At 68.4% G+C, this 22,251-nt stretch carries 24 protein-coding genes and 1 riboswitch; of the genes, 9 read left to right on the top strand and 15 right to left on the bottom strand.

The window, feature by feature from the left end; all coding sequences use genetic code 11:
* Entirely contained in the window at positions 1-1,548 is a 1,548-nt protein-coding gene (locus ACY48E_RS02180) for a carboxylesterase/lipase family protein (RefSeq protein ID WP_462870416.1), read from the bottom strand.
* The gene (locus tag ACY48E_RS02175; protein ID WP_462870415.1) at positions 1,545-1,943 is read right to left on the bottom strand and encodes an SRPBCC family protein; all 399 of its coding nucleotides are present in this window, start codon (positions 1,941-1,943) and stop codon (positions 1,545-1,547) included. The genes ACY48E_RS02180 and ACY48E_RS02175 overlap by 4 nt, the downstream gene beginning before the upstream one ends.
* Before the next feature lie 39 nt (positions 1,944-1,982).
* Between ACY48E_RS02175 and ACY48E_RS02170 the strand changes: the two genes are divergently transcribed.
* The 6 genes from ACY48E_RS02170 (at position 1,983) to ACY48E_RS02145 (ending at position 6,267) form a co-directional block, all read left to right on the top strand.
* Complete coding sequence (locus ACY48E_RS02170; protein WP_462870414.1) at positions 1,983-2,576, top strand: hypothetical protein; 594 nt, start codon at positions 1,983-1,985, stop codon at positions 2,574-2,576.
* An 18-nt stretch (positions 2,577-2,594) separates the two neighbouring features.
* A riboswitch (TPP riboswitch) is annotated at positions 2,595-2,694 on the top strand.
* Positions 2,688-3,419 carry a TenA family protein gene (locus tag ACY48E_RS02165; protein ID WP_462870413.1) on the top strand — a complete coding sequence of 244 codons (732 nt, stop codon included), beginning with the start codon at positions 2,688-2,690 and terminating at the stop codon, positions 3,417-3,419. It overlaps the preceding riboswitch by 7 nt.
* Positions 3,416-4,423 carry an ABC transporter substrate-binding protein gene (locus ACY48E_RS02160; RefSeq protein WP_462870412.1) on the top strand — a complete coding sequence of 336 codons (1,008 nt, stop codon included), beginning with the start codon at positions 3,416-3,418 and terminating at the stop codon, positions 4,421-4,423. Before ACY48E_RS02165 ends, ACY48E_RS02160 begins: the two co-directional genes overlap by 4 nt.
* A complete protein-coding gene (locus tag ACY48E_RS02155; protein WP_462870411.1) occupies positions 4,420-5,196 on the top strand; it encodes an ABC transporter permease in 777 nt (258 codons plus the stop codon). Before ACY48E_RS02160 ends, ACY48E_RS02155 begins: the two co-directional genes overlap by 4 nt.
* A gap of 32 nt (positions 5,197-5,228) precedes the next feature.
* Positions 5,229-5,963, top strand: a complete 735-nt coding sequence (locus ACY48E_RS02150; RefSeq protein WP_462870501.1) for an ABC transporter ATP-binding protein — start codon at positions 5,229-5,231, stop codon at positions 5,961-5,963.
* 10 nt (positions 5,964-5,973) lie between these two features.
* Positions 5,974-6,267 (top strand): GNAT family N-acetyltransferase, encoded by a 294-nt coding sequence (locus ACY48E_RS02145; RefSeq protein ID WP_462870410.1) that lies wholly within the window; start codon positions 5,974-5,976, stop codon positions 6,265-6,267.
* Here ACY48E_RS02145 and ACY48E_RS02140 read toward each other — a convergent pair.
* The 4 genes from ACY48E_RS02140 to ACY48E_RS02125 all read right to left on the bottom strand — a co-directional run bounded on the left by ACY48E_RS02140 (position 6,264) and on the right by ACY48E_RS02125 (position 10,730).
* Entirely contained in the window at positions 6,264-6,959 is a 696-nt protein-coding gene (locus tag ACY48E_RS02140) for a GNAT family N-acetyltransferase (protein WP_462870409.1), read from the bottom strand. The genes ACY48E_RS02145 and ACY48E_RS02140 overlap by 4 nt on opposite strands.
* A 459-nt stretch (positions 6,960-7,418) precedes the next feature.
* Positions 7,419-8,282 carry an alpha/beta hydrolase gene (locus ACY48E_RS02135; RefSeq protein ID WP_462870408.1) on the bottom strand — a complete coding sequence of 288 codons (864 nt, stop codon included), beginning with the start codon at positions 8,280-8,282 and terminating at the stop codon, positions 7,419-7,421.
* Positions 8,279-8,920, bottom strand: coding sequence for an MBL fold metallo-hydrolase (locus ACY48E_RS02130; RefSeq protein ID WP_462870407.1), 642 nt, complete (start codon positions 8,918-8,920; stop codon positions 8,279-8,281). Before ACY48E_RS02130 ends, ACY48E_RS02135 begins: the two co-directional genes overlap by 4 nt.
* Before the next feature lie 10 nt (positions 8,921-8,930).
* The gene (locus tag ACY48E_RS02125; RefSeq protein WP_462870500.1) at positions 8,931-10,730 is read right to left on the bottom strand and encodes a potassium channel family protein; all 1,800 of its coding nucleotides are present in this window, start codon (positions 10,728-10,730) and stop codon (positions 8,931-8,933) included.
* A 199-nt stretch (positions 10,731-10,929) separates the two neighbouring features.
* On the opposite strand from ACY48E_RS02125, the gene ACY48E_RS02120 reads away from it, so the two are divergent.
* The 3 genes from ACY48E_RS02120 to ACY48E_RS02110 all read left to right on the top strand — a co-directional run bounded on the left by ACY48E_RS02120 (position 10,930) and on the right by ACY48E_RS02110 (position 14,765).
* Entirely contained in the window at positions 10,930-12,285 is a 1,356-nt protein-coding gene (locus ACY48E_RS02120; RefSeq protein WP_462870406.1) for an HNH endonuclease signature motif containing protein, read from the top strand.
* Positions 12,286-12,405: 120 nt separating this feature from the next.
* Positions 12,406-13,581, top strand: a complete 1,176-nt coding sequence (locus tag ACY48E_RS02115; RefSeq protein ID WP_462870405.1) for an LLM class flavin-dependent oxidoreductase — start codon at positions 12,406-12,408, stop codon at positions 13,579-13,581.
* Positions 13,578-14,765: an SfnB family sulfur acquisition oxidoreductase gene (locus ACY48E_RS02110; RefSeq protein ID WP_462870404.1), complete on the top strand. Its 1,188-nt coding sequence runs from the start codon at positions 13,578-13,580 to the stop codon at positions 14,763-14,765. Before ACY48E_RS02115 ends, ACY48E_RS02110 begins: the two co-directional genes overlap by 4 nt.
* Before the next feature lie 11 nt (positions 14,766-14,776).
* Here ACY48E_RS02110 and ACY48E_RS02105 read toward each other — a convergent pair whose 3' ends face one another.
* The 9 genes from ACY48E_RS02105 to ACY48E_RS02065 all read right to left on the bottom strand — a co-directional run bounded on the left by ACY48E_RS02105 (position 14,777) and on the right by ACY48E_RS02065 (position 22,086).
* The gene (locus ACY48E_RS02105; RefSeq protein WP_462870403.1) at positions 14,777-15,619 is read right to left on the bottom strand and encodes a MurR/RpiR family transcriptional regulator; all 843 of its coding nucleotides are present in this window, start codon (positions 15,617-15,619) and stop codon (positions 14,777-14,779) included.
* Between the two features lie 42 nt (positions 15,620-15,661).
* Positions 15,662-16,489 (bottom strand): phosphonate ABC transporter, permease protein PhnE, encoded by an 828-nt coding sequence (phnE, locus tag ACY48E_RS02100; protein WP_462870402.1) that lies wholly within the window; start codon positions 16,487-16,489, stop codon positions 15,662-15,664.
* Complete coding sequence (phnE, locus tag ACY48E_RS02095; protein ID WP_462870401.1) at positions 16,486-17,271, bottom strand: phosphonate ABC transporter, permease protein PhnE; 786 nt, start codon at positions 17,269-17,271, stop codon at positions 16,486-16,488. Before phnE (ACY48E_RS02095) ends, phnE (ACY48E_RS02100) begins: the two co-directional genes overlap by 4 nt.
* Before the next feature lie 57 nt (positions 17,272-17,328).
* A complete protein-coding gene (phnC, locus tag ACY48E_RS02090; protein ID WP_462870400.1) occupies positions 17,329-18,132 on the bottom strand; it encodes a phosphonate ABC transporter ATP-binding protein in 804 nt (267 codons plus the stop codon).
* Positions 18,132-19,154 (bottom strand): phosphate/phosphite/phosphonate ABC transporter substrate-binding protein, encoded by a 1,023-nt coding sequence (phnD, locus tag ACY48E_RS02085; RefSeq protein ID WP_462870399.1) that lies wholly within the window; start codon positions 19,152-19,154, stop codon positions 18,132-18,134. Before phnD ends, phnC begins: the two co-directional genes overlap by 1 nt.
* A complete protein-coding gene (locus ACY48E_RS02080) occupies positions 19,154-19,864 on the bottom strand; it encodes an HAD family hydrolase (RefSeq protein ID WP_462870398.1) in 711 nt (236 codons plus the stop codon). The genes phnD and ACY48E_RS02080 overlap by 1 nt, the downstream gene beginning before the upstream one ends.
* Before the next feature lie 124 nt (positions 19,865-19,988).
* Positions 19,989-20,669, bottom strand: coding sequence for a YqjF family protein (locus ACY48E_RS02075; protein ID WP_462870397.1), 681 nt, complete (start codon positions 20,667-20,669; stop codon positions 19,989-19,991).
* Between the two features lie 68 nt (positions 20,670-20,737).
* Positions 20,738-20,854 (bottom strand): MFS transporter small subunit, encoded by a 117-nt coding sequence (locus ACY48E_RS02070; RefSeq protein ID WP_462870396.1) that lies wholly within the window; start codon positions 20,852-20,854, stop codon positions 20,738-20,740.
* Positions 20,851-22,086: an OFA family MFS transporter gene (locus tag ACY48E_RS02065; RefSeq protein ID WP_462870395.1), complete on the bottom strand. Its 1,236-nt coding sequence runs from the start codon at positions 22,084-22,086 to the stop codon at positions 20,851-20,853. The genes ACY48E_RS02070 and ACY48E_RS02065 overlap by 4 nt, the downstream gene beginning before the upstream one ends.
* Positions 22,087-22,251 lie beyond the last annotated feature (165 nt).

The following is a 22,251-nucleotide window of genomic DNA, read 5'->3' as shown; positions in this document are numbered from 1 at the left end:
TCACCGGAACGCCAGCACCCGATCTCCCCACGCCTCGCGCAGCTCCTTGTCGGGGTCGGCGACGAGTGAGTCCTTGGTGTCGATCAACAGGGTGCGTCGGTGCTCCTCGTCGTACGGTGCCCAGTGTTTGGAGCCGTCCAGGGCGGCCGGCACGCCGTGCCACGCGAACGCCACCCAGCGACGCTGCATGCGTCGGGCGACGTCCAGCGCGGCCTTGCGGCCCCCGAGCCAGAACGTCGGGTCGCCCCGGAAGGTACCGAAGTTGCCGAACACGTAGGGCAGCTCGGTGGCGTGGCTGGCGCCGATGCGCGCAGCCCGCAGCACCGGGGTGGCGTGATCGAACCGATAGACGAAGGTCGGCGAGTGCCGCGAGTGCGCCTCGGCGATCCAGATGGTCGGCATGCGGAAACCGGCATCGCGCGAGACCGCCATCGCCCCGGAGCCTTTCGGCAGATCCGGGTAGGCGGCCATGATCTCGGCGATGCGCTCGGCGGGAAGTTCGGGGTGCTCGGCGGCCATCGCGTCGAACATCGCCGTCACCGTCTCCGCGGTCACCGGCACCAACGGCGACTTCATGAATCGGAACACCGATGCCTCGTCCTTGTTGGACCCGATCATCAGCGGGATGCGGTGCGCCAACCCCTTTCGAAATGCTGCAACGGGGTAGCCGGGCACGATGTCGCCATCGATCACCGGCGCCAATCCCAGTGTGCCGGGCGCCTTCTCGGGTACCTCGTACACCAGATGGTCGCCCACCTCGACCAGACGCTGCCACGGCAACTCGCGCAGGCGACCGACCTCCGACTCGTCCACAGCGGCCAGTTCGAGGAATCGCCGGGCCACCGCCCGCGCACGATCCGGACCGTACACCGACGTGGCAGGCGAGCTCTGCACTATCGCCTTGTGGAACAACCCTTCCGCTCGCGGCGAGGTCATCAGCGTGGTGATCGACGCGCCTCCCGAGGATTCGCCGAAGACGGTGACGTTGTCGGGGTTCCCGCCGAAGGCCGCAATGTTCTCGCGCACCCACTCGAGCGCGCATATCTGATCGCGGAGACCGAGGTTGGCCTCGAATACATCGTCGTCGGTGGAGAACGACGAGAGGTCGATCCAGCCGAGCGGACCGATGCGGTAGTTGATCGTCACGATCACCACCTCGCCGAGGCGGGCCAGCGCGCGACCGTGGTAGATCCGCTGCGACGACGCACCGAGCGAGTAGGCGCCGCCGTGGATCCACACCATCACCGGGCGGGCGACTCCGTCGGGGCGCTGACCCCAGACGTTGAGCGAGAGGCAGTCCTCATCGACGGTCATCGACGGGTCCATCGGCACGGGCCCGCTGAGATCCTGCGGTGCGACCGCGCCGAAGTGGCGGGCGTCCAGCACGCCCTCCCACGGCTGAACCGGTCGCGGAGCGCGGAATCGCCACGCTCCCGTGGGGGCGAGGGCGTAGCGAATACCCTTCCAGCCCACGATGTCGCCGCTGGCATATCCCCGTATCTCGCCGACGGTGGTGCGCACCACCACCTCGTCCGCCGCCTGGCTCATTCCTCGACAGTAACGAGAGATCCCAGGGCCAGAAGGGCAACCGGCGCGTAACCCAGGGCTGCGGGGGCGAGGGCGTCGATGGTCAACCATGTCGTGCAGCCGCTGCCCGGCCGGGCGAGAACCCCGTGATCGAGGGTCATCCCGATGGAGCGTCGGGCGATCCACGCGCGCCACGACCACGTGCGACGTTCGATGTCGACGTCGAGCACCTCGAAGCTCACCCGCACCCCGAGCGGCCCGTCGACCGTGCCGGTGGTCCCGGTGCGCAGTCTCCCGCTGGTGGCGTCGACGCTCTGGATCTGAGGCGCCCACACCGACCACAGGGAGATGTCCATGTAGCGCTCCCAGGCCAGATCCGGGTGCACCGGGCCGGACCTGCGCAGGGTGATCCTCATGCTCGGTGATTCGGAACCGCGCGGTCTATCGTGCGATGCATGAGGAGCGCATCCGCCGTCGCAGTCATCCTGGTCACTGTCGGCGTCGGCGGGTGCGCGACGGTGGACGGCACCGCCGTGGCCGGCGACTCGGCCACTGGGGCCCCCACCACTGTCCCGACCACCACACCTGTCCCGACCACCACACCTGTCCCGACCACCTCCGCCCCGACCACCGCGGCGAACGCTGCCGACTACGGCGACCCGGCGTCCGGGGTCTTCTTCGTTCCCCCCGATGGGCTGTTCGCCTGCGGTTTCCTGCCGAGCTTCGATCCGCCCAGCACCGGCCCCACGAGCGTCGGGTGCGCCGGCGACATGCCCGCCACCGCACCGCGCGTGCGCGGCAACGGTGGCGACGTCCTGGTGGCGCCGAACGCCATCAAGGTCGACGCCACCGAACCTGCCCAGTTCATCAGCATCAGCGACCCCCGGTTCAGCCCTGGTGACGGCTCACCGGCCACCGTGCTGCCCTACGGCACCTCCCTCACGGTCGGCGACTTCACCTGCCGGGTCGACGAGGTCACCGGGGTCACCTGCACCACCGTGAGCGGATCCGGCTTCTCCATCTCCTCGTCGGCGTTCGAGGTGAAGTAGCGGTGTTAGTGTCGTGTTCGTTCTGACACGGGGTGCTTCGCCGACGCGGCGAGGCTGAGACCACACCCGAGAACCTGATTCAGGTAATGCTGACGAAGGGATGTCACGGCCGTGACCACTGCTACAGCCAAAGACACTGCTGCCTCCGATCGTCTCGCCGGCGATACGCGATTCACCGACGAGGTGTGGGGCGCCACCGCTGCCCTGCGTCGGCGCATCGACGACCTCGAGTTCCTGCGGCGACTGGCCGACGGCACGCTGCCCCTGGAGGCGTTCCGGCGCTACATCGCCCAGGACGCCCTGTATCTGGAGGGGTACGCGAACGCCCTGGCCGTGCTCGCCTCCCGCGCTCCTGACCCGACGGCGGGTGCATTCTGGGCAACGTCGGCGGCGACAGCGGCAACGGTGGAGACCTCCCTGCACAGCAGCCTGCTCACCGGGATCGGCGGTGAGGGGTCCGAGAATTCGGAGGAACACTCCCCGGCGTGCCTGGGATACGTGTCGTATCTGATCGCGACGGCCGCCATCAAGCCGTACCCGGTGGCGGCGGCTGCGGTGCTGCCGTGCTTCTGGATCTACGCCGACGTCGGGCGGCGTCTGGCCGCATCGGCGCGCGAGGTTCTCGCCCGCGATCCCGACCATCCGTTCGCGCGATGGGTGACCACCTACGACGCTCCCGAGTTCCAGGAGTCCGCAGCCACCGCACGCAGCCTGGTGGATGCGGCGGCCGATGGTGCCACGGACGACAGGGCGGCGATGGCTCGTGCTTTCGACATCGCCACCCGGTACGAGTTGATGTTCTGGGACACCGCCCTGCACCCGCAACCCTGGCCGGGCGCATGAGGGGCGCCCGGGTGATGCTGGCGGCCGCCCTGCTGGTGGCGGCCACCGGGTGCAGCTCCGGAACCGCGGACGGCAGCGGCGACACCATCACCTTCGCCCTCGACTGGACACCGAACACCAACCACACGGGACTGTTCGTCGCGCAGCAGGAGGGCTACTTCCGCGACGCCGGTCTGACGGTGAACGTGTTGCCCTACAACAACACTGCGCCCGATACACTGATCGACGCCGGCACGGCCGACTTCGGGATCAGCTTCCAGAGCTCGGCGGTGTTCGCCCGCGCTGCGGGAGCCCGCACGGTGTCGGTGCTCGCCCCGCTGCAGCACTGGGCCACCGGCATCGGCGTGCGGGCCGACCGGTCCGACATCACCAGCCCGAAGGACCTCGCGGGCAAGACGTACGCCGGGTTCGGTGACACCGGCGAGCAGGCGGTGCTGGCGCAGGTGATCCGCAACGCGGGCGGATCGGGAGAGTTCCGCACCGTGGTGTTGGGAACCACCGCCTACGAGGCGGTGTACAACGGTTCGGCCGATTTCACCGTCTCCTACGACGCGTGGGAAGGCCTGCAGGCTCAGCGCGCCGGTACCCCGATGAAGTACTTCGAGTACACCGAATACGGCTTTCCCGACGCGTACGCGGTGGTGGTCGACGGCAACGAGCAGTGGCTGCGTGAGCACCCGGAGCAGGCCCGCAAGTTCGTCCAGGCCCTCCAGCGTGGCTACCAGTTCGCAGCGGACAACCCCGATCGGGCGGCGCAGGACCTCATCGACGCCAACCCTGGTGCGTTCACCGACCCCGACATGGTGCGGGAGAGCCAGCGCATGCTCGCCGATCGGTACATGAAGGACGCCACGGGCACCGTGGGCACCCAGACCCTCGAGAGGTGGACCGGATTCTCCCGATTCCTCTACCAGGCAGGGGTTCTCACCGATTCGGCCGGGAATCGACTTACCACCGAACCCGACTGGTCCACGTACTTCACCAACGACTACCTCGGCCGGTGACGACTCGGGCCGCTCGCCTGCTGCCCGCCGCGATCGTCGTGATCGCCCTGGTGGCGGTGTGGCAGGTCTACGTCGACGTCGGTGATGTTCGCCCGCAAATCTTGCCGTCGCCGGGACGGGTGGTGCGGCAGGGGTGGGCGGCACGCGAGGTCATCGCCGGACATGCCGCCTCGACCCTGCAGGTGACCCTGCTCGGATTCGCGCTGTCCCTGACCGTCGCGGCGGTTCTGGCGGTAGCAGTGGACTTCTCGCAGTTTCTCCGGCGCGCGCTGGTTCCCCTGTTCGTGGTGTCGCAGACCTTGCCGATCGTGGCGATAGCACCCCTGATGATCATCTGGTTCGGATTCGGTGTGGCACCCAAACTCGTGGTGGTGGCGCTGGCCACCTTCTTCCCGATGGCCCTCGGGCTCATCGAAGGTTTCGCCTCCACCGACCGCGACGCAGACGCCCTGCTGCGCAGCATGGGCGCCGGTCGGCTGCAACGTTTCCGGCTGCTGCGTCTGCCGTCGGCGATGCCGCGCTTCTTCACGTCCCTGCGGATCGGCATCACCTACGCCGTGGTGGGCGCCGTGTTCTCCGAATACGCCGGCGCCACCTCGGGTCTGGGCATCTACATGGCCCAGCAGAAGAACTCCTTCCGCACCGACCTCGTGCTGGCGGCGGTGCTGGTGACCGCCGCTGTCTCGGTCGCACTGTTCCTGCTGACCTACCTCGTCGAGCGTCTTCTCGCGCCCTGGGTGCGCGCAGGTGCGGTGGAGCGGAGCGCCCCGTGAGCCGTCCGAACCCTGTGAACCCCGCGAGCCCTGTGAATCCGGGGGACCTGGTGAGCCTCGACGCCGTCGTAGCGTCGTATCCGGGCACCCCGGTGCTCGACGGCGTCAGCTTGACCGTCGGCAGGGGCGAGTTCATGTCCATCATCGGGCCCAGTGGGTGCGGCAAGAGCACGGTGTTCGCGCTTCTCGCCGGGCTGCACACCCCCGATGCGGGCGAGGTGCGTGCGCCCGCGTGCGGGTACATGCCGCAGAAGGATCTGCTGCTGCCGTGGCGGACGATCCTCGACAACACGATCCTCGGACTCGAGGTGCAGGGTGTGCCCCGCCGGACCGCGCGTGCGCGTGCGCGGGAGTTGTTGCCGATCTTCGGGCTCACCGACTTCGCCGATGCCCGCCCGTCGGAGCTGTCGGGGGGCATGCGCCAGCGGGCGGCGTTGCTGCGGACGGTGCTGACCGATCGCGAGGTACTTCTCCTCGACGAGCCGCTCGGCGCCCTGGATTCCCTCACCCGCACGGCCATGCAGGATTGGTTGCAGACGATGTGGTCGACGTACGGGTGGACGCTGGTGATGATCACCCACGACGTGCGCGAGGCTGTGTACCTCTCCGACCGCGTGCTGGTTATGTCGCCGCGGCCGTCCCGCGTTCTCGCCGACATCGCCGTCGACCTCCCGCGACCGCGTACCATCGACACGGCCCTCTCGCCGGAGTTCGCCGAGTACGAGAGACTGCTGATCACGGCCCTGTCGGGACATCACCCCGAGTAGGCTGGCGCCCATGGCATCGCGCATCGTGCACACTCCGGAGTCGGGCCGGTACGAGCTGTTCATCGACGACGTTCTGGCCGGATTCAGCGAATACGTCCGCGCGGACGACGGTCACGGCGTCGGTGTGCGCGACTTCAACCACACCGTCACCCTCCCCGAGTTCCGGGGCCGTGGTGTCGCGGGCGAGATCACCGAGTTCGCGATGGCGGACACCCGCGCTGCGGGCGAGAAGGTGCGACCCTCCTGCTCGTACGTCGATCGTTTCCTTCACACGCACCCGGACTTCGCGGACCTGCGCGCCTAGGGACCGGTCACCGCGGGCGGGGTTCGAACGATGGTCATCGGCTTGGTGGTGCGCAGCTCGAATCCCAGCGACTCGTACAGCCGGATCGCGGAGGCGTTTCTCCCGGACGCGTGCAGGAACACTCCGTCACCACGCGAGACGATCTCCGCTGCAACGGCTCTCATGACGCGGGTGGCCAACCCCTGACCCCGCACGGACGGGTCGGTGCACACGGCACTGATCTCGGTCCAGCCGTCCGGCTTCATTCGCTCCCCCGCCATGGCAACCAGCCGACCGGCACGTCGCAGGCCGAGGTAGGTGCCCAGCTCGATGGTGTGCACCGAGAACGGACCGGGCCGCGTGCGCGAGACGAGTTCGAGCATCTCGGGAACGTCGGCGGGACCGAGTACGACGGCCTCGGGGTCGGCAGCGGGCTCGAAGTGCACCCCGACCATCTGAACCAGCGGAAACCGGTCGAGCACCTCCCAGGGCACCGGAGAGCGAACATCGATGAGCGGCACCGTTACTGCGGTCCCGCGCAGCTGCGCGAGATCGTCCCAGTCGCCCTCGGTCATGTGCAGCGGGTGGTCCACGAACGGCGCCACGTCGGCCCGATAGCAGGTGATACGGCCGCGGGTGACGGCGAAGTGCCGCTGGACGCCGACGAGCGCGGAGTGCACCGGTGCATCGAGCGACCCGAGGGGAGAGTGCATTCCCACAGGCTATCGCGCTCGATCACCGGGCACTGCGCGCCCGAGTGGAACCATCAGCGCCAGGCCGGGACCAGGGCGCTACGTACTCGTGTGCGCAGCGAATACCGTTGCGGTACAGAGGTGGACACTGGGAGTCGCTCGGCCGCACGGCGCCGCCGCGCGAACTCGGTCTCGACGCGCGCCACGCGAGCAGTGTGCTCAGCCAGCACAAGATCGATATAGGACATGACAAATACTCCTCTCGGCATACGAGAATTCGGAAGGATGAAAGAGAATGCGGGAGGGCGCGTCAGCGATTCTGGACGCCGAACGGCGCCGTGATCCCCCGCGCGCAACCGAAGGACGGTGTAGTCATGTGGATCACCTCGCTGTCGAGTCGATCGGTTCCTGATGAACCGGAGTGCGACCATCATGCGCACGCACCCGACAGGCGCGCCAGTGAATTAACTCGGCGCTGGTTCAGCCGGCCTGTTCCCAGAGGGCGAGCAGGGTCAGCAGGGCCGCGGTGAGTGACAGCGGCTCATCGAGCATGATGTGGTGCCCGGCGCGGGGAAGGACCACCAGGGCCGGGTCGTCGCCGAGAAGGTGGTAGAGCTGCTCGTCGGGATGGCGGCCGACCAGTCCGTTCTCCGCCGCGATCATCATGCCGCGGAACGGCAGTCGTGGAATGGCCGGCACATCGGGGGTTGCGCCGACGAACACCTGCGGATCGAATTTCCAGCGCCACCCGCCGTCGACCTCCGTCACCGAGTGCAGCGCAATGTGGTCGAGGATGTACGGCAGGGAGTTCGGCTGCTCGGGCACGGGCCGAAACCGAGCGAGAGCATCCTCGCGCGTGGGGTATGTCTTGAGCGGCCCGAATGCGCGGGACTCGGCGGCGGCCTTCTGCTCCGGGGTGCGCTCGGTGAGCGGGGTGTCGATGACGGCGACACCCGCCAACTCGGTTCCCAGGCTGCCCGCCATGATCGACACCCAGCCACCCATACTGTGGCCGATCACCATCGGCGGCGCCACGAAGTTCGAGTCCTGCACCACCGCAACGACTTCCGCACCCCACGTCTCGAGTGGGTAGCTCGCCCGTCGACCGCTGTCGCCGTGACCGGACAGGTCGAGGGCGACCACCCGGTGGGCGCGGGCGAGGACCGGGGCAATGTGGTCCCACCAGTGCGACTGCGCGGCTCCACCGTGCACGAGCACGATTCCGCGATCACCGCGATCACCCCACGACCGCACGCGAATCGAGCACCCGTCGACCACGATGTCGTGCTCCTCGGCCTCCACCGAGACAGCCTCGGTGAACCACGCGGGAACCGGCTCCGTCATGCCTCGAGGCTTTCACCGACGGCCGGCACCTGAAGGGGGATACCGCCGAGTCCCGTGTCGCCGAGAAAGTTCTGCAGCAGGCCGAACCCCGCCGGCGCGAGGAGGGCGTCGTGAATTGCGACCGACCGCCGCGGCGCGACGGCGCGCACGAAATCGATGGCCGACCCCATGTGCGTCCACGGTCCACTCACCGGCACCAGCAGGGTGTGCACCACGGCGTCCGGCACGAAGTACGAGTCACCGGGGTGGAAGACATTGTTCGCCAGGAGGTAGCCCACGTTGTCGATCACCGGGATCTCGAGGTGGATCAGCGCGTGCCGTCGACCGAACACCGACACCGGCACACCCGCGGCCTCGAACGTGTCACCGTGCGATACGGAGTGCACCCGGTCGGCGTGCTCGCCGAACGCACGCTCGAGCGAGGGCGGGCAGTACACCGTCAGGTCGGCTCGACGATCGAGCGCCGCGGCGATGCGGGCCGGATCGACGTGGTCGAAGTGTTCATGGGTGATCAGGACCGCGTCGGCCGTCTCGATCAGGTCTGCCGCATTGGCGGTGAAGGCGCCCGGATCGACCACGATCCGCACGTCGTCGGCGACGACCTCGACACACGCATGACCGTACTTCGTGATCTGCATGGCCCTGAGGCTAGTCGGCGCTCGCCCCGCTCACGTGGTGACGGTTCACGTGGTGACGGTCGGAGCTCGTTGCGCTGAATCGGTCGGTGCGCAGCACTGCCAGCAATTCCTCGTAGGGACCGACGATGTAGGCCTGGTCGCCGGCGGCGAAGCTCGTCCCCCGGCGCGGCGGATGCTCGATCTCGGTGGTGCCGGCTCGGCCGATCGCGATGACGCGGGTGTTGGCGGACAACTCGTGCATCGCGGTGCCGTCCAGACCCCCACCCGGGGCGACGGACAGCCGTCCGACCATGAACGACTGGGTGCGCACCGAGAAGGTACCGAGAACCTCGAGACCGAGTGCGGCACCGATGAACCAGGGCGCGGCCAGTTCCTCGGTCGAGCGGACGAATCGGAACCCGAACCGCCGCGCCACGGCGTCGCCGAGCGAGCGGTCGAACATCCGCAGCACCACGGGCACCCCGGCATGTGTGGCGGTGGGTGCCCATCTGTAACCGAGCAGGCTCCGCACGGCAATGCCCGTCTCGATGTTGACCATGTCGTCGCTGGTGAGAATTGCTACGGCCGAAGCACTTTCGACGCGGGCGTCGAGCAGGGTCTCGGCAACGGTGGCGTCGCCGAACACCACCGGTATTCCCGCGCGTGCGGCTGCACCGACGAATCGGCCGTCGGGCGAGCGCTCGATCACCACGACCTGCCGGCCGCGTGCGATCAGCTCCGTGGCGACGCGGATGCCGAAGGCGCCCAGCCCGATCACCACCACGTGACCGGTCAGGAATCGGGCGGCGCGTCTACCGGCCGTGGTCGACAGGCGTCGGCTGATGAGCAGCTCGGCGAGGAACGCCATGAGCAGCGCGGTGGTGGTGACGCCCGCGAACATGAGGAAGATCGAGAACACCCGCAGCCACGGTTCCTGATCACTGAAGGTGAAGTCGCCGTATCCCACCGTCGCAATGGTCTCGGTGCTGAAGTACACCGCGTCGAGCACACTCATCCCCGGCTTCTCGTAACTGACGGCGAGCACGGTGGACGAGCCCACCATGAGCAGCAGCAGCACCAGGAGCATCCGGAAGAAGTTCGGGTTCGTATCGGCCGTGAAGCCACGCACGGCCGCGCGCACTCGCTGCAGGACGTTCGGCCCGGACGCGCCCGAGCCGACGGTCTCGCTCGCGAGGGTCACCCCCGCTCGGTCGAAGTCGTCGGCGGTGCCGATCAGAGTCGCCACCTCTCCGATCGAGACGGCGTGATCGCGTCCGGGGCAGGGCACCACGGCGTCGTCGGATGCGACGGCAACGGGCGCGAGATCGCCGAACAGCTGCCTCAGTGTCGCGGCTCGATCCACCTCGAGTCGAGCGGCGACGAATGTCGTTCCGGCGATGTCGATGTCGTGCCGAGTGATCCCGAGGCAGGCCTCCACCACCGACGGCGCGGCGAGGTCCGCGATGTCGAGCACACCGCCGCGGTCGTCCTGCTCGTTCATCGCACCGCCGACGGTCGTATTGCTCAGCTGCGCAACGACTGTCACGTCGGCACGCAATTCACGGGCGAGGACGGCAGTCTCGAGATTCCACAGTTCGCGGTCCTCGACGCAGATCACCGCGATCGCCGTCGACAGCCCCGCGGCCGTGAGGGCCTCGGAGATACTGATGCCGGCGAGCAGATGCGGGATCCCCCAGCGAGTCGCGGCAGCGGTGAGGCGGGCGTCGGGTTCTCGGCCGATCACCACCACGCGCTCACCGAAGCCGACCAGTTGCTCGATGATGCGCATCCCGATCCCGGCGGCGCCGCAGACGATCACGTGGCCGGTCATCTCGGCGTCGACCATCGCATCCTCCCTCACAGCCCCGTGCCGAATGCTCGGACTGTACGACGAATCGGCTCGTCCCGCCGGGTGTGTGGGCCGGGGGAAGTCCTTGTCGGTGGGATGGTGCATTATCGAACGTATGAGCGAATTCGGGGGTTCGGAGCGGGCGGGTCCGGTTGCGTGGCCGGGGTCGAGGTGGCCGCAGATGTCCACAGTGGAGTTGGGGGTGGAGCCCGCCACGGACACCTCGACCGCGATGGTGCTGGCGTTGCGTCATGCCACGGCAGGGCAGTCGTACCTCGAATGGGTGCGGCTCGACCTGGCGGTGCGGCTGCTCGCGACCATGAGGGCCGCGGAGCCCGCGTCGGGGTGCACGCCGGATACCGACGATCGTCGACGGTTCGACACACACACTCGGTGCGCTGCGGCGATCGCGACCACACACAACCTCACCCAGGCGGCTGCCGAGCAGTTGCTCGACACCGCGATCGCAGTCGAGACCCGCTTGCCCACGGTCGGGCTGTGCCTTCGCGACGGGCTGATCGGTGCGCGTGAGCTGAGGGTGATCGTCGAGCGCACCGATCTGATCATCGGCCCGGACCAGCAGAGGGCGGTCGACGTGGAGATCGCGGCGCTGCTGCGACGGCGGGGCACGTGGTCGATTCCACGGCTACGCGATGCGGTCGACGCGGTGGTGGCGCGGACCGATCCGGACGCCGTTCGACGGCGTGAACGGGCAGCACGCGACGGGCGAGACTTCTTCCTCGATCCCCGCCCCGACGGGATGGCGCAGGTCTCGGCAACGCTGGTCGCGGAGGATGCCATCACGGTGTCCGGTCATGTCGAGGAACTCGCGAACAAGGTGTGCTCGAACGATCCGCGCACGGTGGGTGCCCGGCGCACCGATGACCCCGGCCACCTCGACGGGTTCGGCACCCTCTCCGCCGCACATATCCGCGAGCTGGCCCGGCGCGTGGACACCGAGGCCGTGCGCGTGCGGATCCGTCCCATCGTGGGCGGACGAGAGTTGCCCAGCACAGGGGCCGATCCCTACCGTCCGTCGACGGCCCTGGACACGGTGGTGCGGATGCGCGATCTCTACTGCACCGTGCCAGGCTGTACTCGTCGAGCGTGGGTGTGCGATCTCGACCATGTGGACGAGTTCGACCACGAGCGGCCCGATCTCGTCGGCGTCACCTCACTCGAGGGTCTGGCACTGAAGTGTCGTTTCCACCACAACTGGAAAACCTTCACCGACGTGATCGACGACCAGTCGACGAGCGGGGACGGTCGGATGGTGCGCAGCCTGGTGGTCGAGGGGGTGGAGGTGCCCGGACCGGCGTTCACCGGGGAGGATCTCTTTCCCGAGATTGCGGACGTGAGATTCGGTCCGCCACCCGAACTCGAGCCCACCCGTCGGGACGAACCGACGCGCCGCCGCACCCGCGTGGCAGCCAAGCACGCACGCCGCCGAGCCGAACGAGCGGCCAACCGTCGCGACCGCGATAACCGGGAGGTGAGCCGGCTGAACCAGGAGGCGAACGACCCGCCACCGTTCTGAGTCGGGCAGCTCCACCGGCGAACCGAGCACTTCCGATCACCGTGACCGGAAGGGTGCCGGCACGCGCCGGGCGAACCTACTCTGGTGTGGTTGTTTGCTCGCACCGATCCCGGAGGTCCCATGTCCCTGGCACTGCACTGGTTCCTGCCCACCTACGGCGACAGTCGGTGGATCGTCGGTGGCGGCCACGGCAGCCGGGTCGGGTCGGCAGGTGGGGATCGGCGCGCCACCATCGGCTACCTCTCGTCCATCGGGCGGGCGGCGGAGGACTTCGGGTTCACCGGTGTGCTCACCCCGGCGGGCGCGTGGTGCCAGGACGCGTGGTTGACGACGGCGATGGTGGCGCGCGAGACCGAGCGCATCGCGTTCCTCATCGCGTTCCGTCCGGGGCTGATCAGCCCCACCCTGGCCGCGCAGATGGCCACCACCTTCAGCACCCACGCACCGGGTCGACTACTGCTGAACGTGGTCACCGGCGGTGAGGCCCATGAGCAGCGCCAGTACGGCGACCACCTGGACAAGGAGCAGCGTTACGCACGCACCGACGAGTTCCTCGAGGTGGTTCGTGGACTGTGGCGCGGGGAGACGGTCACCCACACCGGCGCCCACATCCAGGTCGAGGACGCCTCGCTGCCGTTCGTTCCGGACCCAATCCCGCCTCTGTACTTCGGTGGCTCGTCGCCCGCCGCCGGGCCGGTGGCGGCGCGCCATTGCGACGTCTACCTCACCTGGGGTGAGCCGGTGGAGGCCGTCGCCAAGAAGATCGAGTGGATTCGCGGGTTGGCGGCCGAACAGGGGCGCACCCTGCGCTTCGGTATTCGCCTGCACGTGATCGCGCGCGACACCAGCGAGGCCGCGTGGGCGCAGGCGAGCGGACTGGTCGAGGCGCTCGGCGAGGAGACCGTCGCCACCGCCCAGAGAAACCTCGCGCGCAGTGAGTCCACCGGGCAGCGGAACATGCTGGCGCTGCACGAGGAGAACCGTCGCAACGGATCCTGGAAGGACGCCCGTTCGCTGGAGATCAGCCCGAACCTGTGGGCCGGTGTCGGGCTGGTGCGCGGCGGCGCGGGCACGGCCCTCGTCGGCAGCCACACCGAGGTAGCCGATCGGATGGCCGAGTACGCGGCGGTGGGGATCGACGAGTTCGTCCTGTCCGGGTACCCGCATCTCGAGGAGCTGTTCTGGTTCGGCGAGGGTGTGGTTCCGGTGCTGCGCGAGCGCGGGCTCTTCGACGGTGCGGGCGTGAGCGCCCCGAGCAACGGGCACGTCCCGTTCCTGCCCGCGGCGGCGCGGTGACCGATCCGATCACCCTCGCCCGGCAGTTCGCCGTACGCTTCGCCGAGACCGCCCCCGATCGCGACGCCGAGCGTCGACTGCCCCGCGCCGAGCTCGACGAGCTCAGCGCCGCCGGTCTTCTCGCAGTCTCGGTCCCCGAGGAGTTCGGCGGGCAGGGTGTGAACGTCTCGACGATCGCCGAGGTGTTCCTCGCCCTCGCGGAGGGCGATGCCAGCCTGGCGCAGATCCCGCAGAGTCACTTCACGTTCCTCGAGGCGTTGCGACTGCAGGGGACGACCGAGCAGCAGAAGGCGATCTACACCGAGGTGCTCGGCGGTGCCCGTGTGGCCAACGCACAGAGCGAGCGCGGCACCCCGACGATCGCCGTCGACCACACCACGCTGACACCGACCGACGACGGCGGGTACGTGCTGCGCGGCACCAAGTTCTACTGCACCGGCGCCCTGGTCGCGCACTGGCTGGTGGTGCGCGCGGTGCTCGGTGACGTGAACGCGTCGCCGCAGCACAAGGTGGTCGTCTTCCTCCCGGCCGACACCGACGGCGTAAGCATCGAGGACGACTGGGACGCACTCGGCCAGCGCACCACCGCCAGTGGAACCGTGCGCCTGACCGACGTCCGCGTCGAGGCCTCCGCGGTGGTCGACTTCTCCCCGATCTTCGACGGCCCCAGCACCTACGGTGCGCGAGCGCAGCTGATGCACGCCGCGATCGACGCCGGTATCGCCCGCGGGGCCGTGCGCGCGGCCCGGCAGGCGCTGGCCACCGCGCGCCCCCACTTCGAGGCGGGCGTGGACAGCGCTGCCGACGACGCCCTGCTGATCCAGCAGTTCGGTGACATCGAGATCGCTGTCCGGGCCGCGTACGCGCTGGTTCACCAGGCAGCGCGGTCCATCGACGCGGCAGAGGCCGAACTCGTCGACGGCCGCCCGGGCGAAGCCGCCGCCGCGGAGGCGTCCATCGCCACGGCCGCCGCGAAGGTCGCCGCGGCCCGCGCGTCGCTCGAAGCGTCGTCCGCCCTGTTCGATGCGGGCGGAACTCGCAGCGCTGCAGCACCTCTCGGCTACGACAGGCTGTGGCGTGATGCTCGCACCCACACTCTGCACGACCCTGCACGGTGGAAGGTTCAGCACATCGGTCGCTACGCTCTCACCGACACCCCGCCCCCGCGCCACGGCCTGATCTGAAGGCCGCGCGGTCAATCCGCCAGATTGGCGCCGATCACCTCGAGGTTGGCGGCTCGATGCGCCGCGGCGCTGGGGCCCAGCCGCTCGAACACGGCGGCCACGATGCCCTCGAGCAGAATGACCTGCGGTACACGGCTCGTCGTGGCCACCTCGTCCCGAAAACTGGTCGAGCCCATGCCGACGACGAGGGCGATGTCGGCGTCGAGAGCCAGCGGTGAGCGAGCGAACGCCGTCACGGCCACCACCGTCGCCCCGCCGCGTGCGCCGATGCGGGCCGGACGCAGCGACGTGGCGGTCGATCCGCTACCGCTGATCACCAGCAGCACATCGGAACTGCCGAGCATGCGCGCGCAGATCTGCTGGGCGATGGCGTCGACGGGCGCGCTGGCGCGAACTCCCATGGCCGACAATCTCGATGCGGTGTCCGCGGCCAGCGAGGCCGACAGACCGTTGCCGACCACGAGGACCGTCGGCGCGGCGGCGAGGGCGGTGACGGTGCGCACGAGGTCGTCGTCGGCGAGCAGCGCGGTCATCGATGCGCTCGAGGCCACCACCTGGTCGAAGACGCCGCGGATGGTCCCGGCGGGCCCGGCGACCGGTGCGGGGACCGGATCGGGCGCGCTGTCACGTGCCAGCAGCACCCGAAGTTGCTGATAGCCCGAATAACCCAGGCTCTGGCAGGCGCGCACCACCGTCGCCCGCGACGCACCGGCGGCGTCGGCAACCTGCTGGGACGACATCTCCACTACGTCGGCGGAGCGATCGACGAACACCCGTGCCACGGCCTGCTCGGTCGGCATGAGCGACGGGAGGGCCGAACGGATATGGGCGACAACCGTTCCCGGCGCGCTCACCGCCGATCCCCCGACGTCACCGACGTCACCGAACCCACGGCGTCACCGACCCCACCGCCCGGTGATGATCCGTCGACGCAGAACCGCGGAGACCTGGTCGATCGCCATGGTGATCACCACGACCACGATCAGCAGCATGCCGACGGTGCTCCAGTTGCGGTACTGCACGTTGTCGGAGAGCATCGCGCCGATTCCGCCGGCACCGATCAGTCCGAGGATCGCGGACGCGCGGACGTTGATCTCGAACCGGTAGAGCCAGAACGCGATGATCTCGGGAGCGGCGTTGGGCCACAGCCCCCATCGCACGATCTGGGCGGTGGAGGCGCCGGTGGCGCGAGCCGCCTCGATGGGTCCACGCTCGACCCCCTCCATCGCCTCGTACCCCCACTTGCCGAGCGTGCCGATGGATCCGATAGCGATCGCGAGCGCTCCGGTGAACGGTGTCAGACCCGTGACCGAGAGGATGATGATCGCCAGAATCACCTCGGGCACCGCACGCAGCACTGCGAACACGAACTGAAGAGGCACCCGAATCCACCGCGGCGCGATGCCCGCGGTCGCAAGGAAGCTCAGCGGCAATGAAACGATGATTCCGAGAACCGTTCCGAACCATGCCATCTCGACGGATTCGACGGTGGCCGAGACAGCCTTGCCGGTGGAACCGAGATCCGGCGGCGCGAACATCAGGCCCAGGTACTTCCACAGGTTCGCCGGGAAGTCGAGCAGTCGCTCCCACCGTACGTCCAGCCCGACCACGGATGCGATGACGACGGCGGTGACGACCGTCCACGCCACGCGTACGCCCCACCGCACAGCCCTGGTGGGTCGCTCGGCGCGCGCAGCGGGAGGTCGGGTATCGAGTGCGGTCATGAAACCAACCTCCGACGGAGCCACCCGGAGAACAGTTCGATGGCGACCACCACCACCAGGATCTGCAGGATGATCAGGCTGAGCTGGTGGTACTTGTAGAAGGTGCGCACCTCGTCGATCAGCAGACCCAGACCACCTGCGCCCACCAGGCCGAGGACGGTGGACGCGCGCACGTTCACCTCGAGCACGTACAGGGCCTGGGAGGCGTAGGCCGGGAAGATCTCCGGCAGGACGGCGGCACGATTGGCCTTGACCCAGGTCGCCCCGGCGGCGATCGCAGCCTCCTGCCCCCCGGTGTCGATGCCGTCCAGTGCCTCGGACACCAGCTTGATGACGATGCCGACGTTGAACACCACCAGGGCCAGGATGCCCGGGAGCGCGCCCGTTCCCACCACCGAGACCAGGATCGCCGCGTACAGCAGATCGGGCACCGCGCGGATGACGTTGCTGATCGCACGAACCACCGTCACGGCGGTGTGACTGGGGTTGGTCACCCGCGACGCCAGAAAGCTCAGCGGCAACGAGATACCGGCCCCGACCGCGGTGGCGATGATCGCCATCTGCAGCGTCTCGATGAGCGCATCGAGGGTCTCGGGGAAGAACCAGTAGTCGGGCTGCACCAACGCCACCAGCTTGTCGGTGGCATTGGACCAGTTGCGCGCAATGTCGCCGACGTTGGCCCCCACGGCGTAGCCCGCGTACACCGTGATGGCGGCCACGATGCCCACCACCACGGCGTACTTCCATGCAGTGCGCGGCTTCTCGGGCCGCGCGGTGGTCACAGGGGTCACAATTCGGCCTTCGCCTCGGTCATCACAACTCGGCCTTCGCCTCGGTCATCACAACTCGGCCTTCGCCTCGAGCACATCCTCGGCGGTCAGCGAGCGACCATAGATCCGCTCGAACACCGCCTCGTCCGCGTCGGCGGCGACCCCGTCGAACACCACCGAACCCTGGCGCAGCCCGATGAGGCGATCGCCGTAGCGCCGCGCGAGGTCGAGGAAGTGCAGGTTGACCACCACGGTGATACCCAGCTCCGCGTTGATCCGCTGCAGGTCGCGCATCACCACGTGCGAGGTCGGCGGATCGAGGGAAGCGACGGGCTCGTCGGCGAGAATCACCTTCGGCCGCTGCGCCAGGGTGCGGGCGATGGCGACGCGCTGCTGTTGACCCCCGGAGAGCGTGGAGGCCTTCTGGTACGCCTTGTCGACGATCTCGACGCGTTCGAGGGCCTGCATCGCAAGTTCGACGTCGTCGGCCTCCCACGCCCCGATGAGCGTGCGCCACAGGCTGGCTCGATGCAGCCGACCCATCAGCACGTTGTTGATCACGGTGGTGCGCTTGGCGAGGTTGAAACTCTGGAACACCATGCCGATCTCGCTTCGCAGGGTCCGTAGATCCTTGCCCCGCAGGGTCGACACGCCCCGGTCACCCACACGGATCTCACCGCTGGTGAGCGGGACCAGTCCGTTGACCGCGCGGATGAGGGTCGACTTGCCGGCACCGGAGAGGCCCACCACGGCCACCATCTGACCGGCCGGGATGCTCAGGCTCACGTCGTCGAGAGCGCGGAACCCGTTGGGGTACTGCACACCCGCGTTCTCGAAGACGATGCTCGTCCCGCTGTCGGTCGGTGCCGTCATCACTTGGCTCCGATCGAGTCTGCCTCGGTCTGAGCGCGCTGCAGGGCAGCCGGGTCGGCGACGGCGAGGCCGGTGATCTGGTAGATCGCGTTCAGCGTCGTCACACCGTCGGGCGTACCCGCGTAGGAGAGCAGGGCGTCGGAGATCTTCTTCTGCCACTCGGAGTTCAGCGACGATGCAAGGGAGACACCGTCATTGGGGATCTCGTTGGTCAGCGCGAACACCACGACCTTGTCCTTGACCTCGGGGGTGTCACCGACCACGCTCTCGCGTGCATCCCAGAAACTCACGCCCACTTCGGCATCACCCTTGTCGACCGCGAGCACCGAGGCCGGGTGCGAGGTCACGCGCGTGAGGTCGACATCGCTGCCGGTGACGTCGATCCCGTCGGCCTTCAGCGCAGCCGCCGGGAAGACGTAGCCGGCCGACGACGCCGACTGCAGCATCACGATCTTCGAGCCCTTGACCTTCGGGATCGAGTCGAGTCCGGCGGGACCGTTACCGGACGCCGTGCCGTTGCAGTACAGCAGACCGTTGGGGCCGGGGGCCGGGGTGTCCGAGCAGTACTTCGACGGGTTGTTGGTGAAGAACTGCGCCGCGTAGGTGGCCTTGCCCTTGCGCACCGTCTGAAGCGCGGGGACGGCCTGGTACCGGTTGCAGGCCTGCACCATCTGCAGCGGCGGGAGGAAGCCGATCTGGGCTTGGCGGGCACCCATGGCCTCGACGGCGGCCTGGTAGTCCTGGCTCACCACGCCCTTGACCGGGATCCCGAGTCGCTCGGTGAGCGCGGCCTCGAGGGGCCTGACGGTCTCGACGAGCTTGTTCGCATCCCCGGACGGCACGAGGGCCAGGGTCAGCTCGGTCGGCGCGGCAGCGGAGGCGTCGGCGCTGCCGGTGCAGGGGGAGGCGGCCGAGGAGGTGGACGTGGAACTGTCGCGGGCACCGCAGGCGGTGAGCGCAGCGGCGATCACACCGACGGCGACCGCCGCGGTCAGGGCGCGGCGAGCGGGGGTGACGGTCATCAGGGGGTCCTCACGGTCGACGGGAAGCGGGCGGTGCTGTGTGTGCTCGTGGGTGATCCGGTAGAGCCGGTGGCCCACGACCGAATGTGGTCGTACAGGCGCTCGAAGGTGGGGGCGGTGATGTCGGCGGGGCCCTGGCGACTGTCGAAGCGGTCGATCAGTGCTGTGGCGCAACCAAGTTCGCGGGGAACGGCGATGTCGTTGATCCAAATGTCGCCCACGCTCATCAGGGTCCGCGGCGGCGCGACGCCGAGCAGCGCGGGAACGATGGTGCGCAGCCCACCCGGCTTGTCTGCGCCGGTGATCACCTCGTCGATCACGGCGGTCAACCCCAGTTCGCCGAGGGTGCGGTCGATGCCGACAGCGGGCGCATTGGTCACCAGGACGCAGCGAGCGGGGATGTCGGAGAGGAACTCGGCGAGTCCTGCGGGGGCCTCGACCTCGAGTTCGCCGCGGGCGAGAGCTTCGCGACTGTCGAGATAGCACCGGGTGAGCACCTCGGGGGCAAGGGCGTCCCCGACACCCGCTGCGACGGCGGAATACCCGTCGAGAAACGGGCCGCCGGAATCGAGGTAGTGCACCACGTCGGCCATGAAGGTCTCGGCTCGACGGGGATCGAGGTGCGACGACGCAGCCAGGGCGTACGCCAGCACCGGGTCGTCCCCGAGGCAGACGGTGCCGTCGAAGTCGAGCACGATCGTGGGCTGCACGCCCTGAAACCTAGACCACCATGAACCGAACGACCATAGTTGGGAGAAATCTGGAACAAGTGTTCACAGGTTGTTCACCGAGTCACAGGCTGTTCACCGAACCCGGTTCCTCTCGCCCGTGCCCTCACTCGACGATCAGCGGCAGCCCGAACTGGGTGCGGACGCCCGGGGAGAACAGCACGGAGTCCGGTTCACGCGCGGCGACTCCGGGCAGACCCGCGGCGGCGATGAGTTCATCGTCGCAGTGCACCAGACGGCCGTCGACCAGGGGCCACTTGCGGTGCAGGTTCGGCGCGAACACCAGTCGTCCGCCGAGCCGGGTGTGCATGCCCCACCGGGCGGTGAGGAACACCGCCTCCGGATCGTCGGACATCTCCCGCGTGCCCCGCTCGACCGCGAAGTCGGTCCTGGCCCCGCGCGCCGGACCGGCGATGCGCGTACTGCGGAACCCGATGCGCTGCCCGTCGTCGTCGATGGCGATCCGCGCGTAGCGGTACGGCACGCCCGCGAGGTTGGTCCCGAGCACCACGGCGAGCCGCGTGGCTTCCAGCGAGGAGAACACCACACCGCGTCGGCAGTCCTTGTCGACGCTGTACAGGCGCACGTTGATCTCGCCGAACGTGCCGAAGAACGGCACCGGCAGCCCGTAGCCGAAGCCGGCCCCGACCATACGGAATCCGATCAGGCCCACGTAGGTCGCGCCCCGGAACACGTCGGGCTCCGTACCCTTCGGCAGCAGCGGAGCCACCACGTCGGGATCGACGCGCCAGTGCAGGAACGTCAGCCGCTCCCAGAACTGGTCCATCACCACCGGCCTGCGCAGCAGCGGCGGCCGCGGCCACAACAGCGGGCCGCGATCACGCGCGGATTCGGCTACCCGAAGATGTTCTTGGCCTTCAACACCAGCTCGTAGACTCCCCATGCGAAAGGAACTCCCACCCACAACCAGGCCGTGACGGTGACGGCGGTTCTCGACACCCGCTCGTTCATGCGTTCACTCCTGCCGTCGTGCTCGAAACGTCAGTTATGGAGTACTTCGGATCCACCGGACGAATGAGTTCGTTGGCCACGAAACCTATGACGAGAAGCACGATCATGGTGACGAAGGCGGGAACGTAGCGGGACGTGGTCCCCGGGTCACCGGCGTCGGCGATCGCATTGACGATCAGCGGTCCGAGCACACCGGCCACCGACCACGCGGTGAGCAGTCGTCCATGAATTGCGCCGACCTGGTAGGTGCCGAACAGATCGCGCAGGTACGCGGGCACGGTTGCGAACCCGGCGCCGTAGAAGGAGAGGATCAGCAGCGCACTCACCAGGAACAGCACCTTGTTGCTGTTGGTGAACAGCGAGATGTAGAGGTAGAGCAGGGCGCCCCCGCCGAGGTAGAGGCGATAGATGTTGCGTCGGCCCACCACATCCGAGACCGACGACCAGATGAAGCGGCCCAGCATGTTGGTCAGCGACAGGAACGCCACGAATCCCGCGGCAGCCGACGCCACCGCCGTCGGCCCCGCCGGGTCGGGGAAGAAGTCGGTGTAGATCCCCGCGGCCCGTTCCAGAATCCCGATGCCGGCAGTGACGTTGAAACACAGGACGATCCACAACAGCCAGAACTGCGGTGTCCGGATGGCATCCGACGCGGACACCGCAGCACTGTGCACACCGGCGACGGGCTTCGGTGGCGTCCATCCCTGCGGCGTCCATCCCGGTGCGGGAACGCGGATCAGGATCACCCCGAGCGACATGAAGACCGCGTACACCAGCCCCAGAGTCAGGAACGTCTTCGCGATCGACGAATCGGAGACACCGCCGTACGCGGTGAACAGCTTGGTGGTCAGCGGTGACGCGATGAGCGCGCCGCCGCCGAAACCCATGATCGCGATACCGGTCGCCATACCGGGACGGTCCGGGAACCACTTGATCAGCGTCGAGACCGGCGAAATGTATCCGATACCCAACCCGATGCCGCCGAGGACGCCGTAGCCGAGCACCACCAGCCAGAACCATCCGAGGCTCATCCCGAGCGCCGAGACCAACAGCCCACTGCAGAAGAAGGTCAGCGACATCGCCATCGCCCACCGCGGGCCACGGGTGTCGACGCGGGTGCCGAGCACAGCGGCCGAGAGCCCGAGCATCACGATGGCGAGTTGGAAGGGGATGGCGGTGACGGTGCCGGACAGACCGAGTGAGTCCTTCGAGGAGATCGCGGCCTTGAACACGCTCCACGCGTAGGCCTGCCCGATGGCGAGGTGGATCGACAGCGCCGCCCGGGGGGATCAGCCATCGACTCCAGTGCGCGGGCGCGACGGTTCTGGCGCGATCGAGAAAGGCGAGGGTCACGGGGCGTCCTCTCGGGAGCAGTGCAGATCCAGTAACGCTTACTT

The sequence above is a fragment of the Rhodococcus sp. AZ1 genome, assembly GCF_054979605.1.
The sequence above is the reverse complement of the archived record's forward strand: the minus strand, read 5'-3'. Positions and strand labels throughout refer to the sequence as shown.